Source organism: Bacteroides sp. D55t1_190419_B8 (assembly GCF_015558905.1).
Lineage (GTDB): Bacteria > Bacteroidota > Bacteroidia > Bacteroidales > Bacteroidaceae > Bacteroides > Bacteroides vicugnae.
Map to the genome: position 1 here is coordinate 103,589 of NZ_JADMOU010000006.1, position 17,817 is coordinate 121,405.

Annotated in this window: 13 protein-coding genes and 1 pseudogene; 6 read left to right on the plus strand and 8 right to left on the minus strand. The window is 40.1% G+C overall.

From position 1 onward, the window contains the following. Positions 1 to 8 precede the first annotated feature (8 nt). Both I2I13_RS07610 and I2I13_RS07615 read left to right on the plus strand, forming a co-directional pair. Positions 9 to 1,670, plus strand: a complete 1,662-nt coding sequence (locus I2I13_RS07610; RefSeq protein ID WP_195649218.1) for a BT_3987 domain-containing protein — start codon at positions 9 to 11, stop codon at positions 1,668 to 1,670. A 31-nt stretch (positions 1,671 to 1,701) separates the two neighbouring features. Beyond that, positions 1,702 to 2,952, plus strand: coding sequence for a DUF1735 and LamG domain-containing protein (locus I2I13_RS07615; RefSeq protein WP_195649219.1), 1,251 nt, complete (start codon positions 1,702 to 1,704; stop codon positions 2,950 to 2,952). Positions 2,953 to 3,707: 755 nt separating this feature from the next. Here the strand turns inward: I2I13_RS07615 and I2I13_RS07620 are convergent. The 3 genes and pseudogenes from I2I13_RS07620 to I2I13_RS07630 form a co-directional block, all read right to left on the minus strand. Then, a pseudogene (locus tag I2I13_RS07620) lies at positions 3,708 to 3,935 on the minus strand (type I restriction enzyme endonuclease domain-containing protein); the annotation flags it as partial. A gap of 1 nt (position 3,936) precedes the next feature. Then, positions 3,937 to 4,977 (minus strand): YhcG family protein, encoded by a 1,041-nt coding sequence (locus tag I2I13_RS07625; RefSeq protein WP_195649220.1) that lies wholly within the window; start codon positions 4,975 to 4,977, stop codon positions 3,937 to 3,939. Positions 4,978 to 5,444: 467 nt separating this feature from the next. Continuing rightward, positions 5,445 to 8,222 (minus strand): AAA domain-containing protein, encoded by a 2,778-nt coding sequence (locus I2I13_RS07630; protein ID WP_195649221.1) that lies wholly within the window; start codon positions 8,220 to 8,222, stop codon positions 5,445 to 5,447. A gap of 249 nt (positions 8,223 to 8,471) precedes the next feature. Between I2I13_RS07630 and I2I13_RS07635 the strand changes: the two genes are divergently transcribed. After that, positions 8,472 to 9,512, plus strand: coding sequence for an alcohol dehydrogenase (locus tag I2I13_RS07635; protein ID WP_229128591.1), 1,041 nt, complete (start codon positions 8,472 to 8,474; stop codon positions 9,510 to 9,512). Positions 9,513 to 9,527: 15 nt separating this feature from the next. Further along, positions 9,528 to 10,004 carry a low molecular weight phosphatase family protein gene (locus I2I13_RS07640; protein ID WP_004302014.1) on the plus strand — a complete coding sequence of 159 codons (477 nt, stop codon included), beginning with the start codon at positions 9,528 to 9,530 and terminating at the stop codon, positions 10,002 to 10,004. Positions 10,005 to 10,018: 14 nt separating this feature from the next. On the opposite strand, the gene I2I13_RS07645 is transcribed toward I2I13_RS07640, so the two are convergent. Then, positions 10,019 to 10,861, minus strand: a complete 843-nt coding sequence (locus I2I13_RS07645) for an RNA methyltransferase (protein ID WP_148364508.1) — start codon at positions 10,859 to 10,861, stop codon at positions 10,019 to 10,021. A gap of 54 nt (positions 10,862 to 10,915) precedes the next feature. Beyond that, a complete protein-coding gene (gene mnmE, locus I2I13_RS07650) occupies positions 10,916 to 12,313 on the minus strand; it encodes a tRNA uridine-5-carboxymethylaminomethyl(34) synthesis GTPase MnmE (protein WP_195649223.1) in 1,398 nt (465 codons plus the stop codon). Positions 12,314 to 12,447: 134 nt separating this feature from the next. Here mnmE and I2I13_RS07655 point away from each other — a divergent pair, with 134 nt between their 5' ends. Both I2I13_RS07655 and I2I13_RS07660 read left to right on the plus strand, forming a co-directional pair. Further along, the gene (locus I2I13_RS07655) at positions 12,448 to 14,355 is read left to right on the plus strand and encodes a PAS domain-containing hybrid sensor histidine kinase/response regulator (protein ID WP_148364516.1); all 1,908 of its coding nucleotides are present in this window, start codon (positions 12,448 to 12,450) and stop codon (positions 14,353 to 14,355) included. Positions 14,356 to 14,437: 82 nt separating this feature from the next. Continuing rightward, a complete protein-coding gene (locus I2I13_RS07660; RefSeq protein WP_139164924.1) occupies positions 14,438 to 15,097 on the plus strand; it encodes an NAD(P)-dependent oxidoreductase in 660 nt (219 codons plus the stop codon). Positions 15,098 to 15,272: 175 nt separating this feature from the next. On the opposite strand, the gene I2I13_RS07665 is transcribed toward I2I13_RS07660, so the two are convergent. The 3 genes from I2I13_RS07665 to I2I13_RS07675 all read right to left on the minus strand — a co-directional run bounded on the left by I2I13_RS07665 (position 15,273) and on the right by I2I13_RS07675 (position 17,803). Further along, positions 15,273 to 16,151, minus strand: coding sequence for a nucleoside phosphorylase (locus I2I13_RS07665; protein WP_148364518.1), 879 nt, complete (start codon positions 16,149 to 16,151; stop codon positions 15,273 to 15,275). Between the two features lie 156 nt (positions 16,152 to 16,307). After that, on the minus strand, positions 16,308 to 17,309 hold the full coding sequence (gene floA, locus I2I13_RS07670; RefSeq protein WP_143258399.1) for a flotillin-like protein FloA: 1,002 nt from the start codon (positions 17,307 to 17,309) through the stop codon (positions 16,308 to 16,310). Between the two features lie 23 nt (positions 17,310 to 17,332). Next, on the minus strand, positions 17,333 to 17,803 hold the full coding sequence (locus I2I13_RS07675) for an NfeD family protein (protein ID WP_148364519.1): 471 nt from the start codon (positions 17,801 to 17,803) through the stop codon (positions 17,333 to 17,335). Between the last annotated feature and the right edge of the window lie 14 nt (positions 17,804 to 17,817).

The following is a 17,817-nucleotide window of genomic DNA, read 5'->3' on the forward strand; positions in this document are numbered from 1 at the left end:
AAATCAATATGAAAAAGAATCTTATCATACATTTTATATTAGTATTGTTACTGAAAATAGGAGTAACAGGATGTACTGAAGATACTATCTCAATGAATGCGGACAGAATGCCTGACAAGGCGGCTATGGATAATATAGCAGGTGCCCTGCGTAACACAACTACATTGACTAATAAAGCATTTATTGAGTTGGCGGAAGGGGACGAATCTGTCACAGAGGAAATATTCTATTCACTGTCACAATCAGCCAGAAGCAGGTTGACTGCGACAGCCGTTGTAAGCGAAAAGCTTGTAGAAGATTATAATAAGGAAAACGATTCCAAATTGAATACATTGCCGGTTGAGAATGTGCGGTTCGAAAATAGTGGAGTTCTTTCAATAGATGCTGGAGAACAAAAATCTGCCAAAATCAAATTTACTATATCCACAGCCGGACTGAATACTGATACTCCATATCTTTTGCCATTAACTATGGAAGAAATACCTGCAGGAGTAAAAGTGGATACTAAGAAACAGGTGCTTTATTATATTGTAAATATTCGAAAAAGAATAACGACTTGTTATCCTAATAACCAGTATGAACAAATAGATATGCCGTCAATGTTACCTGATGCATTTGTTGTTTTCTATGTGAATACTTCAACTTATCAACCGTTGATAGCTGACGTTTATGGAATTCAAAAAATTAATCAGATGGATTATACTCAAACTTTACATAATATAGGTAGTATCGTGAATCTGCGAATTGTGACAATGGACTATGAGCCTGCAACAGGACGTGCACTGCTCAATTTGAGTAGTGACATACGTGATGTGTTGGAAAAGGCGGATAAGTTTATTCGTCCGCTTCAGGAACACGGACGTAAAGTATGTCTTAGCATTGAAAATGGTAATAAAGGATTTGGCTTTTGTAATTTAACCGATATGCAGCTTGCAGATTTTGTTCAACAGGTGAAAAATGTGGTAGAACTTTATCGTTTGGATGGAATAAATCTTTGGGATAAGGTGAGTACTTATAGCAAGGAAGGTATGTTTGCTATGAATACAGCCTCTTATCCTAAACTCATTAAAGCATTACGGGATGCACTTCCTGAAAAGTTGCTGACAGTTGTTGATAAAGGAGAAGCTACTGAATATTTTTATGATGTAAATCGATGTGGCGGCATTGAGGTAGGTAAGTATATAGACTATGCGTGGCATGCGTATGATAGTGGAAAAGAAGTGATACAGATTATAGAACCATGGGACGCAGAGCATCCTTATAGTGAATATACTCGTAAACCTATTATAGGGTTGGCACCGGAATGTTATGGAAGTCTGGTTATTCCATTATATGAAAAAGGAGAAAATCCTTTGAGAGATAAATCGCAATATAGGATGGTGGATTGGAAAATGAATAAGCGTAAGAAAAATAATATTGTTGTATATGCGTTTGATCTTACAGCCAATGAGCAAAATATGTATGAAGGAATGGTGAACGATATCGCGATAGGAGATGGCATTAACGCTATGATGGATGATGGTGCTTATTGGGGGCAATCCATCTATCCTCCTTATGATTGGGGATTTATTTCCGGTGAGTATTCTTATACTTATAAACCGTTGGACTGGCTTTTGCGCCAGATGTATAATGTGTATTCAAAAGGATGGGTACGTCCGTCCGGAATGTGAGAAATAAAATGAATCTTAAAACTAAGATATAATGAGTCTGATAATTCAAAACAAGAATATAATGAAAATAAGTAATAATTGTTTGGTCATGGTTTTCCTGTTATTAATAACAGGTTGTGACAACAAAGATTATACTAAGGAATCTCCTTTTGGTAATAGTGTATATATTGATGTGGCGAAAGTGAAGGATATAGCTAATTTTACATTTAATAATCTTAAACAGGATGGACAGCAACAGATTTCTGCTGTACTGGCATATCCTGCCGAGCAGGATATAGATGTCAGCTTTCGGACAGATCCTTCATTGATAAGTTATTATAATGCACGTTTAGGGAATAATTATGCAATGTTGGATGCTAAGTATTATAAGTTTTCTACCCAGCACGTTGTCATTCCTAAAGGAAATGTAGATTCAGAAATGGTCACTATTGAATTTTCCAACTTGATAGATTTGGATATTGACACTAGCTTTCTATTACCTGTTACTATTGGAGAAGCATCAGGAGGGATGAGTATACTGGACGGATCTAAAAATATCTGTTACATAGTGCGTCGTTCCAGTGCAATAACTACTGCGGTCAGTCTTGCTAACAATTATTTTGAGATACCGGGATTTGTTGCTGGTAGTCCTACTGCTAATGTAGTAAACGGATTGAAGCAACTTACTTTCGAAGCTGTTGTTCGAGTGAATAGATTTGATCCTCTTACTGAAATCTCATCCATTATGGGTATTGAGCAATATTGTTTGTTACGTTTTGGTGATTCTGGCTTTCCTAGACAGCAATTGCAATTCGCGGCTAATGAAATGAAATTCCCAAATGCCAATGACAGTAAACTGTTGCAACCTGGTGAGTGGTATCATGTTGCCGTTACTTATGACACGGAGACAAAAGCTGCTATTATGTATGTAGATGGTAAAGAGCAGAGCCGCATTGACGATTACGGAAATGGGGAAGCCATAAATCTTGGAAAACAGAAGAAAGGAGACTTTATGTTTAAGATAGGACACTCTTATGGCGAACCCGACGATATGAGTCGGCAATTAAATGGTGAGATTTGCGAAGTACGTATATGGAATGTGATTCGTTCACAGGAAGAAATTTACAGGAATATGTATGATGTTGATCCCCAAACTACTGGTTTGAAAGCTTACTGGAAGTTCAACGAAGGTAAAGGAAATAACATTGCAAGAGACTTGACCGGTAATGGAAATGATGCTGTGGCTTATACAACTGCTGTATGGCCGGAGGGGATTGAAGTGTCGCAGAAAAATAAAGAATAGCTTTCGGGAATAATATCTTGAAATGAAATTGGTGCAAAAATCACCTTTGTTACATTGTGTTTCAAAGGTGATTTTTTTGTTTAGATTCAATTCTTCAAAATGTCAGGTCATTTTATTTTAGGCGGTATATAATGTGCATTTGCTATAAGAATAATGCTTGGTGTTTTGGTTTTCTCGGATTTTATGTTCACCTTTGTATTGCATTACAATATTTAAGTCGTTTATATGTCTTAGGAGATCCTTAGTTGTCGTCAGTTGCAGGTATATATACTTTGCAATTAATGATAGTACGGCTCTGTGTTCCTCGTGTGGTAGGTTAATTACCCCACTCATATCCTAGGCTGCGGCTAATAGATTTGTAATGCGGCGGGGAATCAGGGTCGTATCTTTTTATTGAGATTTTTATATACCATTCTGCATTATTTTATAATAAAACATTGATTTTATTGGCTTTATAAGGAATTTGTCTTATCTTTGTAGGGCATTACATGTCTATTTTGCCGACTGGAAGCCAAGGAGCCTTTAGTCGTAAACGACTACGAACATATTAAAAATGTGTTCGTAGTTTCGCGATATTACGGTTCTGTTCCCGTGTGGAGGGTTAATGCCCCCACTGTATCCTAGGCTTCGGCATAGATATGTAATGCAACGGGTCAGCAGGACCTATTTTTTATAATTGATTTAGAAAGCTTGACTCTGTAAATACCTTGTAAATGGGAAAATTTAGTAATACAAATATTATTGTATTTGCTGTTTGGTTCAGCAGCTATGGTGTATGAACTGCTTTCAGGAAACTCATATTTCTTCGGGGCTTTCTGATAAAGAGGTTCTGAATCATCATTATCCGTCCATTGTTCGCATTGACGAATGACTGTTTCCAAAGCATTAGCAGCTTCCTCGGGTGGATATTTATATTTCTTCAGCAACCGCTTTATCATTTTGCGCATTCCGGCTCTGGCAGATTCTTTTTTCTGCCAGTCAATGTTAGTTATCTCTTAATTTAGCTTCTATCTCTTCAATGGTAGGCATGGTACCTTCCACTTTTTCGGGATAGAACTTCTCCAGATCATATTCGGAAATACCCAAAGGTTGGCTGCTCGACTCCAAAGCATACTGAGCTTGTATGCGGTCTTTCTCTTTGCAAATCAGTAAGCCGATGGTGGGGTTATCTCGTCCTTCCTTACGCAGCAAATGATTGCAAGCTACCACATATCCACCTAATTGACCGATGTCGGCAAAAGCAAATTTACCGATCTTTACCTCTACCACTACATAGCAGGAAAGCGAAAGATTATAAAAGAGCAAGTCGATAAAGTTTTCCGTTTCGCCTATTTCTAAACGATATTCTTTGCCCACATAAGCGAAACCTGTACCCAGTTCAATCAGGAATCGGGTAATGTTATTCAGTAGAGCATCTTTGAGCAATCGTTCATTGTAACGCCCAGTTATACCCGTGAAAGCAAAATTGTAGGGGTCTTTGGTCAACTCCTGTGCAAGGTCGCTCATCGCATCAGGCAATGTTTTTGTAAAGTTAGTCAGTGCCTTGCCCTGCCGCTCATAAAGGTCGGTGCTAATGAAATTGAGCAGCATACTACGACTCCAGCCATTCTCCACCGTCTGGTGAACATAGAACAGAGCTTTGTCTATATCGTCTTTCACTTTATCCATTATCAAGCAATGGTGTCTCCATGGGACTTCAAATATTCCACCAAGTTGGTGGAAAGTTTTCAGAGCATCCTTGTATAACAAATAAAACTTCCTACAATAGTAAATATTGCTCTTTGATAAACCAGCCGCATTGGGTATGGCTTCACGTAAATCTTTGCTTAATTGAGTGATAACACTTTCGCCCCAGCGTTCTTCTACGTGCAATTCAACAATGTCACGACCTAAAAGCCAGTTGAATTTCAACTGTTCCACATTTACTTTCACCGCTGCCTTTATTTGGCTTTGACGATAGCGACCGCAAAGGTTTTTCACCCATTGCAGATATTCTTTATCAAGTATGTTTATTGACTTGTTCATCGTAATCTATAATACTTCAGTTGCGTTAATTTTTAGTTCTCCTGACATCAGCTTCGGGAGAAGTGTGTCGCGTAGAATTGTTAACCTAATACTTTCCTGTTCATTTCTTAGTATTTGGTCGAAATACGATTTATTTATCTGTCTATTTTTGTAAAACAGATGATTCTTATTGTTATATGTATTGTATCTTATCCGCATTTTAATTAATGTATTTACGATGAGATAGTTTTTTGTCATTGTGATTAATGTTTATTTATGTACTCACTTTAAGTTCTTAGAAACTTTTAATGAGGTTGATGCAAAAGTAGAAAATAATTTCCATAGTGTTTTCGTACTTTAAATGAGAAGTAAATGTAGGCATTATTATTGATGTAATTGTTATAGTTGGAGTAAAATTTATTCTTTTGGTCGTTAGAATATGCAGAAACTCCTATTCTAACAAAAAAATATGATTTGCAATGAGCATTCTAATGCAAGTTTAATACTTCGCTTAACTTATCTCCAATAATTTTTTTCTCATTACTACCAATAGTAGACAATCTCACCAACGGGATTCCGTACAACTCTAAAATACGATCCTTTTTAATATCACGTTCTGACTGACTCGTCCCCGATTTGTGGAATGTATAACCATCTGTCTCAATAGCCAATACCGGTTGTTTACTCACACGATTATAAATTAGAAAATCGATATGAGTATTTATATTTGCAGCATATTTGCTTTCCTCTTCATTCAATAGAGAATAATCCTGAATCAACATATAGAGTGGTAAATGGCAAATGATATTCAAATGACGCATATTGATATTCTCTTTCAGAATATCTTCAAGTAAGGCAAATGTAAGATTCTCGGAATCGTATTCGGATATTTTCTTGTGTTTCTTCAAATAGGCAATTCGGGCATCTGTATATTGCTCATATAGATAATCGAATATGGAATGAATCTTACTGGTGGAAACAGTGCCATTGTTATATTCGATATAAGCAATCAAATCGCTGATATTGCAGTCTTTGGGTTGTTCATTTCCCGATACGACTAAGTAGAATTGTGACTTAGCCCGCGAAACAGCAACATTGAGCAGGTTTGGATCGTCGGAAAAGGAAGTGATGACATCGTCGACAGTGGTCATGATGATAGCATCCTTTTCTCTTCCCTGAAATTTATGGACTGTTGCGACATCAATATCCTCTTCAAGTGCGGATTTTACTGCATCTACTTGTTTGTTATATGGAGCTATGACGCCAATTTCATCTGTTTCATAAGATAGATTCGGTAGTACTTCCTCTTTGATAACATCTATTTCCCGTTGATTCATGTGACTGCGGGAGTGATTACCTTTGGCTGTCCGTATGGCACAAATGACATTCTCTTCTCCTTTATCACGTGTCATGATGACGAGATCTCCACCATAAAATTTCTGATTACAGAAGTTGATGATTCGAGGATGGCATCGATAATGTTCCCGTAGCAAGGTCTGCGGTACATTTGGAATAACTTTGCAGATGGATTGCAAAAAACTCATATTGGCACAATCATATTCCGGCTTAATCAGGCAGGCATTAGCGATAAAGTTTAGCTTTTCCTTATCTTCTTCTGTGACTACATTGGGGAGTTGCATGGTGTCACCGACAATGATTGCATTTTTAGCACATGACAAGGCTAAAGCTCCGGTCTCAACGGAAACCTGCGATGCTTCGTCCATAATGATATAATCATATACGGCATCTCGTTGCAGACTGCTTAATGATGAAAAGGTCGTACTTAATATAATAGGGTATTCTTTTTGTACCTCTCGCCAATTATTTCTTAGATCAGGGAGCGTAAAGATGGGCTTGTCATGATTATTGCCATAGGTATGAAATAACTGATTCTTTAGATATTTCATTGATGTATCAGCCATTTGTCTGGCCATTTCTGCTGCATCTTTGTTGGCAAGTTCCTTTTCTAATGTGTCTATTTCAACTTCCAGTTCTGCATACTTTGTTTGGTAGAATAAGATTTGGAAGTCAGCGATAATCAAACTCATCTCCCGTTTATAGAAACCTTTATCGGGGATTTTACAAATCGCTTTGCTCCTGAATTTAAAGAATAACCATTTCAACCGTTGAATAAAAGCTGCTATTCCCCGAAGACTTGATGATTGTTCTTTTTCTGCAAATTGCTGACATTCATTCCATAAATTCAGAAGGTCTGCCGAACTGGAACTCTTTCGTTGTTTGAGAGTAATTTCTTTTGTTCCGAACTCTTGCAGATAATGTTGCCACTCTATTTTTAAAGCTTGTATTTCCTGTCTTGCCATGGCAAGGCGTTCCTGTTTGGAAAATATGCTTTTGAGTTCTTCTGTCTGATGATGTATCTGATTGAGAAATTGAGGTTGGTCGGCATCCGCATCATGCCATGACTCAAAGTTCTCCGGATATTGTTTTTCCTCTTCTTGAGTCTCGATGAATTTCTCTTTGTTAGCTGTGCTGCCAAGCAATGCAACAATGAAACCCATATCGTATTTGGATAACTTCTCAAGTACATTGACGATGGCGGAGTTATTATTAGATACTACCTGAACAGTCTTACCACGCACAAGGATATTGGCAATGATGTTCAGAATCGTTTGTGTCTTTCCGGTTCCCGGAGGTCCTTGCACAACACTGATTTGATTCTCAAAAGCTGCCTGGACTGCTTTTTGTTGGCTTGCATTACAACCGAAAGGAAAAATCAAGGTTGAGGCAGTCTGGGTCTGCATTTTATATTTTTGAGGATTCAGATATACAGCAATAGCTCTGTTGTTTGCGATGAAATGAATCTTTTCATATTGTTTTGCTAATAGCTTCGTTCCGTCATCAGCTTTCAATTCATTCGCATCGGCAACTTTCTTCAAATATTCGAATATGCTTTTCGAACGACTCTCTCCCAAGCATGATTCGATAATTTCTAAGTCCTTTTCTCTGTAATCATACTCTTTGCCATTCTGAAAACGAATGTGCCAATAGCAGCGTGAACCGGCTTTAAAAATAGATAAGGCTTTAATGTTTGATAAAATTCTCCCTTTACTGATTATTTGATAATTATTGGGGTCCGGTTTCTCCGGATCAGTCAGCCAAAGGACATTTTCTTCTTTGTAAGTATACGCACTGGGAATATTCCGGAATATTATCTTATAGTTGCCATTATGATTCTGGCAGCTTTCTATTTCAGGAGTCTTGATTTGACCTTTTATAATAATCAGATTTTCGGAGGTATCTATCATAGGCTTGTGTGTAAATATAATAAGTCGTGCTGCTGTTCTTATTTATTATTTTGGATATAAAAGTAAGAATATTTTCCAGAATATCAAAACCAAAGTAGAAAAAACAGTGAATGACTTTATTCAGTTTTGTATTGTTATAAATATAGAGTGAGATTTGGTTTGGGGGTATTGAACGTGATAAAAGAGATTTGTTTTGCCAATGAAATCATTATCTTTGCAAGGTATATATTAATGAATGAGGAGGATATTATGCTTGCATACACATATATTGAACACGGAAAGTTTGAATTGCAGGAGAAGGCGAGACCGGAAATAAAGGATTCACGGGATGCAATCGTACGTGTAACACTTGGTAGCATCTGCACCAGTGATCTTCATATTAAACATGGCAGTGTGCCACGTGCTGTGCCCGGAATAACTGTCGGGCATGAGATGGTAGGTGTGGTAGAACAAGTGGGGGCTGATGTCACTTCGGTGAAGCCTGGTGACAGGGTGACTGTGAATGTCGAAACTTTCTGCGGTGAGTGTTTTTTCTGTAAGCATGGATATGTGAATAACTGTACTGACCCTAATGGCGGTTGGGCTTTAGGTTGTCGAATTGATGGCGGTCAGGCGGAATATGTTAGAGTTCCTTATGCGGATCAAGGTTTGAACCGTATTCCGGATACAGTGAGTGATGAACAAGCTTTGTTTGTCGGTGATGTGCTTGCAACAGGTTTTTGGGCAGCACGCATCTCGGAAATTACCGAGGAAGATACTGTTCTTATCATCGGTGCCGGACCTACCGGGATTTGTACTTTGCTGTGTGTGATGCTGAAGAAGCCAAAACGCATTATTATCTGTGAGAAGTCTCCTGAAAGAATTCGGTTTGTCCGCGAGCATTATCCTGATGTGTTGGTGACTGAACCGGAAAACTGCAAGGATTTTGTTTTCAAGAACAGTGACCATGGTGGTGCAGATGTTGTTTTGGAAGTGGCAGGGAGTGACGATTCTTTTTATTTGGCTTGGGATTGCGCCCGTCCTAATGCTATTGTCACGATTGTAGCCCTCTATGATAAACCACAGCTTCTTCCTTTACCTGATATGTATGGCAAGAATTTGATTTTCAAAACAGGGGGAGTGGATGGCTGCGACTGTGCCGAAATCCTTGCACTGATTGAGGAAGGTAAAATTGATACTACTCCTCTTATTACGCACCGGTTTTCGTTGAATGAGATTGAGGAAGCTTACCGTATTTTCGAGAACAAGTTGGATGGGGTTATTAAAGTAGCTATATCAGGAAGGAAGTAAAAATAGAATTTGTGTATGAAGAATATACTGATAGTAAGTAATAATGATATGTGCCGCAGTCGTATGGCACAGGAAATTTTGAACTCCTTCGGTAGAGGGATGAAGATTAGTACTGCCGGTATTTTGGCTGGAAATTCTGTCCCTGACGTTGTTTGCCAAGTGATGGAACAAAATGGATATGACTTTTCGCGTAGAAAGCCCTGTGATGTTGCGACGTATGCTCAACAGACGTGGGATTATGTCATTACCCTTTGTCCGGAAGCGGAGGAAGTGCAAAAGGAAATGCAGGGTGTAGTGAGAAAATACGTTTCTTTCAACTTTACAGATCCCTTTCAGGGAGGAATTCATGTAGAAGATGAGCAGGAAGAACGGGTTAGGGCACTATATGACATCATGCATAAAGAACTGTATGAGTTCTTTCGAAGTGAATTGATGGAAAAATTATTGCCTCGCTGTTCCTGTGGCGCAAATACGTATTGTAGGTGTGAGTAGGAATATAAGTAAAATCATATATGTACATCATCCGGTGATGGTGGCAGATCTGTGTCATTTTGAACGCGAAGTTGCCAGAAAGCAATAGCGGATGCGGCGGCTACATTGAGAGAGTCGACACCGTTTGCCATAGGAATGCGGACTACATAGTCCGCTTCATTAATTGTTTCGTTTTGAAGACCGTCTCCCTCTGTTCCCATTACGATGGCTAACTTGGGTTCGGTTGCTAAGATAGGATTATCGATGGAGATTGATTTCTCCGTGAGTGCCATAGCGACTGTACGAAAACCCAGTTTGCGCAACTCATTGGGAGAACCGTCCAACCAAGTCCATGGTATCAGGAAGACAGAACCCATCGAAACTCTGACTGCACGTCGGTTCAACGGATCGCAGGAATTACGCGTCAATAATATAGCATCTATTCCCAAGGCGGCTGCGGAACGGAAGATGGCTCCGATATTAGTAGTGTCCACCACACCCTCAATGACTACGATCCGCCGGGCTTTCCGGCATACTTCTTCTACACTTGGTAGTGCCCGACGACGCATGGCACAGAGGACACCGCGCGTCAGTGTATATCCGGTCAATGTGGCAAGTAACTTTCTTTCACCAGTATAGACTGGTATATCACCACAACGTTCAATAATGCCAGCGGCATCACCAGTGATATGTTTCTGTTCACACAAGAGGGCTAAAGGCTCATAACCAGCATTCAGAGCTACATGGATAACTTTGGGACTTTCTGCAATAAACAATCCCTTATCAGGCTCGATACGATTGCGTAATTGAGCTTCGGTGAGGGTACTGAATATTTCTACTCCGGAGTCTGTTAAGGATGATATTTCTATAATAGGCATAGTGACTTCTTGAAATGATCTATTTTATTGCAGCGATGATAGCATGCACTTCTCTTACTTACCGATGCAAAAATGTTGAAAGATATTTTGAAGTACCATGTCATTCGTAACCTCACCCGCTATGTCCGAAATAAAGAAAATGCATTCACGTATATCTTGCGAAAGAAAATCCCCGGAAATCTGCGAATCAAGTCCGTTTTGTACTCTATGGATAGCTTCCAAAGCTTTATTTAAAGCTTCGTAATGTCTTACATTTGTTACAATAATATCATTCTGTGTCACTGTAGGCAAGTGTGCTGCATCAATAAGCATTTTTTGTAGCTCACTTGTATTCTCCCGTTGTTTGGCCGAGATGAAAATAGATTCCGTAGATTCTTTGGGGAAGTCTTTTAGTAAAGATAATAAATCCTCTTTCTGTTTGCCTTCAATCAAATCAGCCTTATTGAATACAACAATCAAATGTTTTCCTTCGCAACGTGGAATTATCTTCTCTGATAACTGTTCAATTTGAGAGGCGGCATTCACAGCATCTACCATCCAAAGGACAATCTCCGCCTGATCCAACTTCTGAAAAGTACGTTCAATACCCAAACTTTCAATCGTGTCATTGGTTTCCCGGATTCCGGCGGTATCAATGAACCGGAAAGTGATTCCTCCGATATTGACAGTATCTTCGATTACATCACGTGTTGTCCCGTGAATATCACTGACAATGGCTTTATCCTCATTCAATAATACATTCAGTAAAGTCGATTTTCCGGCATTTGTTTCACCGATGATAGCTACGGGAACACCATTCTTAATGGCGTTGCCGACACTAAATGAATGAGCCAACCGCGAAATGACCTGTTCAATTTCATCGGCCAGTTTCCTTAATGCCGAACGATCGGCAAATTCCACATCCTCTTCACTGAAATCCAACTCCAATTCGATCATGGAGGTGAAATTTAACAACTTGTTGCGTAGATCTGTCAGCTCTTTACTGAATCCACCCCGCATCTGGCTCATTGCCAATCGGTGAGTGGCAGCAGATGAAGAAGCAATCAAGTCCGCCACGGCTTCTGCCTGACTTAAATCCATCTTTCCATTGAGGAAAGCACGTTGCGTATATTCTCCCGGCTGGGCCATGCGACAACCGTTCTTAATAAGCAACTGCATTACCTGTTGAAGAATATAAGTGGAACCATGACACGTGATTTCCGTGCTGTCTTCTCCCGTATACGAATGAGGAGCACGGAAAAGGCTGACGAGTACTTCATCAATCATTTCGTCTCCGTCATAAATACGCCCGAATGTCAAAGTATATGGTTTTTGTCCGCTCAATAATTTGCTTGCTTTGGCTGGCTTGAAGATGCTGCCGGTGATGGAAATAGCTTCCGGACCGGAAACACGGATGCTTCCGATAGCACCGCCTTGAGCGGTAGCGATGGCGCAGATAGTATCTTGAATCATTGTTTTTTCGTTTTGGATGAGCAAAGATAATTGTTTCTAAGTAAAAAACAGAAAAATGAGCACAACTTATACTTTATTTGTTTATATTTGCTGCCGTGCAGTGGTACACCAAACAAAATAAAACAATAATGCTTATGGAACCAGCGATCAATTTATATTCCTCCAATGAAAAGAGTGAACTCATACGGGAGAACTCACAAGAAATTCTATCTGTCCTTGCAGCTCATCAAATAGCTTTATGGGAGTATGATATCATTACAGGTAAATGCTCTTTTTCTGACGATTATTTCTCTACACTTGGACTGAAAAATGCCGGAGTTCTTTTTGAAGATATTGATAGTTTCTATCGGTTTGTTCATCCGGAAGATGCTGAAGCTTACAAACAGGCTTTTGCAGAGATGCTTTCATCAGACTCTAAGACTTCACAAATCAGAGTCCGTTGTATTGGTGAACAGGGGAAAGTGGTTTGGTTGGAAGATCATTTCTTGTCCTATAAAGAGAGTTGTGCAAGCCATCCGGGTAAAGTGCTGGCGTACACGGTGAATGTCACTTCACAGTGCGAAAAAGAGCAACATATCAAATATCTGGAAGAATATAACCGCAAAATTATTGAGGCACTGCCGGAATTCATTTTTATTTTTGATGATAATTTCTTTATTACCGATGTCCTGATGGCACCGGGGACGATTTTACTTCATCCGGTAGAAGTGTTACGCGGAGCAGACGGGCGATCTATTTATTCACCGGAGGTTAGTGACTTATTCCTCTGTAACATTCGCGAGTGTCTGCAAGACAGTCAGTTGAAAGAAATTGAATATCCGGTTGAAGTGGATGGGTGTGTACATTATTTTCAGGCGCGTATCGCCCCTTTTGAGGGGAACAGAGTGTTGGCGTTGATACATGATATTGGAGATCGGATTCAGCGTTCGCAGGAATTGATTGAAGCAAAACGTCGTGCAGAGGATGCTGATAAGATGAAGTCGGTTTTCCTGGCGAATATGAGCCATGAGATTCGTACCCCGTTGAATGCTATTGTTGGCTTTTCGGAGATTATTGCGGTGACGGAGGGTGAAGAAGAGAAAAGGGAGTATCTGGAGATTATCCAGAGAAATAGTAACCTGTTACTGCAGCTGATTAATGATATTTTAGACCTTTCCCGTATTGAATCCGGTAAATCGGAAATGCATTTCCAGCAGGTTGAGATTGCGGGGCTAGTGGAAGAAGTGGAAAAAGTGCACCAACTGAAGATGAAGTCGAATGTAGAATTGAAAGTGATTCGCCCCGAAGGAGAATACTGGACTTCTACCGATCGTAACCGTGTGATGCAAGTATTGTTCAACTTCTTGTCGAATGCGATTAAAAATACGGAAAAGGGAAGTATAACCTTAGGCTTGAAACATGAAGGACCCTGGCTGAAACTGTATGTCAGCGATACGGGTTGCGGTATATCCAAAGAGAAACTCCCGCAAATTTTTACCCGTTTTGAGAAGCTGAATGACTTTGTGCAGGGTACCGGATTAGGGCTTTCAATTTGTAAAAGCATTGTAGAACGGTTGGGCGGTCGCATCGAAGTAACTTCAGAGTTAGGGCAGGGGAGTATGTTTGCACTCTATTTGCCTTATCAGGAAATACCGAAGGAGGTTGTCGAAAGAAGGCTTCAGCATAAGAAGAATGTCGATGAGGATAAACGTAAGAATATATTAGTGGTAGAGGATATTGAATCGAATTTTGCTCAACTTAATATTCTTTTGAATAAGGAATATATTATTTCATGGGTGCGCAACGGACAGGAAGCCATTAATAGTTTCATCCGTGAAAAGCCGGATTTGATTCTGATGGATATCCGTATGCCGATCATGGACGGTATTCAAGCCACTGAAAAGATCCGTGCTATTTCCCTGACTGTACCTATTATTGCAGTGACCGCATATGCTTTCTATACTGAACAGCAACAGGCTATTCAGGCAGGATGTAACGCTGTTATCTCAAAGCCTTATTCTTTAGAGAGGTTAAAAGAGACGATAGAATCTTATATCGGATAATTAATTTTTTGAAAAAGAACTAACATTCAGGATGTTGTAGTGTTACTTGTCATATAGTAGTAACATTATAATATATTGGAATATGGAGAAAGTGAAAAAGATTGTCCTTATCGGGGCAAGTGGTTTTGTGGGTTCTGCGCTTCTGAATGAAGCTTTGAATCGTGGTTTCGAAGTTACGGCTGTGGTTCGTCATCCGGAAAAGATAAAGATAAAGAATGAAAATCTGAAAGTGGTGAAAGCCGATGTTTCTGTGCTTGATGAAGTGGTTGGCGTTTGTAAAGGTGCAGATGCTGTTATTAGTGCATTCAATCCGGGATGGAATAATCCTGATATATACGATGAAACGATTAAAGTCTATCTGACCATTATTGATGGAGTGAAGAAAGCTGGCGTCAATCGTTTTTTGATGGTTGGGGGTGCCGGTTCTTTGTTTATTGCTCCGGGCTTGCGTCTGATGGATTCCGGTGAAGTACCTGAAAATATATTGCCGGGAGTGAAAGCTTTAGGAGAGTTCTATCTGAACTTTTTAAAGAAAGAAAAAGAAATAGACTGGGTGTTTTTCTCTCCGGCGGCAGATATGCGTCCGGGAGTCCGTACAGGGCGTTACCGGCTGGGAAAAGATGATATGATTGTAGATGTCGTAGGCAACAGCCATATCTCTGTGGAAGATTATGCCGCCGCCATGATCGATGAGTTGGAATATCCGAAACATCATCAGGAGAGATTTACGATTGGTTATTGATAAAATAACAAATCAAAAATAGCTGTGTAATATAATGATGCTATATTGAAAGATGTAAATGATAAAAAATGGCTTGAATCTATACGTTATCAGTGGAAGATTCAAGCCATTATCTATTTTTCGATGGCAGTTTTGTTCTTTCGATTACAATTTAATCCTTTTGGATATAGATGATTTATATTCTGTCAAGTACTGTCTTAATCAGCGTATCGATTGTATTCTTATATCCGGTGTTGGCTTCTTTGATAAGTCGGTTGGCTATCACCATGCAGACGGTCATTGCTTTATGTCCCATCAACCGGCTAAGTCCTGCCAAAGCCGAACTTTCCATTTCGAAGTTGGTGATTTTGTAACTTTTATATTCGAATGTCTCAATCTTATCATTCTGTTTCGGGTCTGCTAACGGGATACGAAGTTCACGTCCTTGAGGACCGAAGAAACCTCCGGCAGCGATTGTCACTCCACGTACCATGTCATCTTTGGCAATCCGGTCAATCAATTCTTCACTGGCATCAATGACATAAGGAGCGGGAGCACACATATTTCCCGACCAACCCATGTGATTGAGGAAGGCACGTTCGAAAGGTAAATCGCATACGGCATTACGTCCGGCATAGAAATTCAGTAATCCGTCGAAACCAATGGACTTTTGTGAACAGACAAAAGTTCCGACAGGAGTATTGGGCTGCAGACCGCCACATGTGCCGATACGCACTAATTCCAGTTGGCGGAACTGATCCTTTTCTTCGCGGGTGACAAAGTCGATATTGGCGAGTGCATCCAATTCATTCATCACGATGTCGATGTTATCGCAACCGATTCCGGTAGAGACTACCGTAATCCGTTTACCTTTATAAGTACCCGTGATGGTTTTGAATTCGCGGCTTTCCACTTCACATTCTTTGTTTTCGAAATGAGAAGCTACGAGTGCTACACGTCCGGGGTCACCTACCAGAATTACTTTGTCTGCCAACCATTCGGGTTTTACGTGAAGATGGAATACTGAACCGTCTTCATTGATTATCAATTCAGAGGATGGAAAGTACTTTTTCATGTTATTGAAGGGTTTTAGTTTTATAATAGATTGTATCTATAAATAGAAACGCCGGAACCGGATTTAAGTTCAGAAGAAGCCTCTATCTTTTTCTTTTGGAAAAGTGGAGTACGTCTTGCAACTGAAATGAAATCGGATTCCGGCGTTTGTAATAGATTATTTGCTCAATGGCTGGTTGCCTGTATTGCCTGTTGTAGGCTTGGCGATATTCTCACGCATTGAAGTATCAGCTTCGATATTCTTCATGCGATAATAATCCATGATGCCTAAGTTTCCACTGCGGAAAGCTTCAGCCATTGCTTTAGGAACTTCAGCTTCTGCTTCGATCACTTTGGCACGGGCTTCCTGTGCTTTTGCTTTCATTTCCTGTTCGGAAGCTACTGCCATAGCACGGCGCTCTTCGGCTTTTGCCTGTGCGATGTTCTTGTCTGCATTAGCCTGGTCAATTTGCAGGGCCGCACCGATGTTCTTACCTATGTCGATGTCCGCAATATCAATAGACAGGATCTCGAAAGCAGTTCCTGCGTCCAGACCTTTGCGAAGTACCAGTTTAGAAATAGAATCCGGATTCTCCAATACCGATTTATGATTTTCAGAAGAACCGATAGACGAAACGATACCTTCGCCTACGCGGGCAAGAATTGTGTCTTCACCTGCACCACCGACCAACTGTTTGATACTGGCACGTACTGTTACTCTGGCTTTAGCTATTAACTGAATACCATCTTTGGCAACAGCCGTAACGGGAGGGGTGTCAATCACTTTAGGATTTACGGACATCTGCACTGCTTCAAACACATCTCGCCCTGCGAGGTCGATGGCAGTGGCCATTTGAAACGATAATTCTATATTTGCCTTTGATGCGGATACTAAGGCATGGACTACTTTTTCCACATGTCCTCCCGCCAGGTAATGGGCTTCCAGTTCGTCACGGGTAATGTTTTTTAATCCGGCTTTGTGAGCCTCGATCATTCCCGGCACAATGATATAAGGCGGAACATTACGTATACGCATCAGGAATAGCTGTATCAACGAGATGTTGACACCAGATACTTTGGCCGACAACCATAAAAAGAACGGCACATAATGGAAAAATAGTATTAGGAAAATAATACCTCCAACAATCAGAAGGATAGGTAAGTACAGAGATGTTTCCATTGATAATTTGTATTAAGTGAATATTATTCTTTGCGTTTCTCAACCATGATTGTACCGTCGGTAATACGGTTTACAATAATCGGAGTCTTCTCATTGAGGAATCCGTCCATAGACTTTACTTCCACAATTTTTCCGTTTATCTCGGCATAACCGATTTGTGCCAGACGTGTAGTACTGATTCCTGTGTCACCCGCTTTGACGCTATCTTCTGCGCTACGGTCTACTTTTGAATCAATATCCTTTTTCAACGCCAGTTTATCCAGCATTTTCGATCGCATAAACCAGATCAGTGATCCAATGCAGGCAACCGCTGATATGCCAAGAGTGACGAATCCTCCTGCCATACCTAATTTGTCGAACGCATAGTAGTTGGCATACAGGATGCAAACCAATGCAGAAATTCCGGCCAGGCTAATGCCCGGGATGACGAACAGTTCTACCAAAAACAGTATGACTGCGGCAATAATGAGAACGGCGATAATGAGTATATCCATAGTTCAGAGTTATT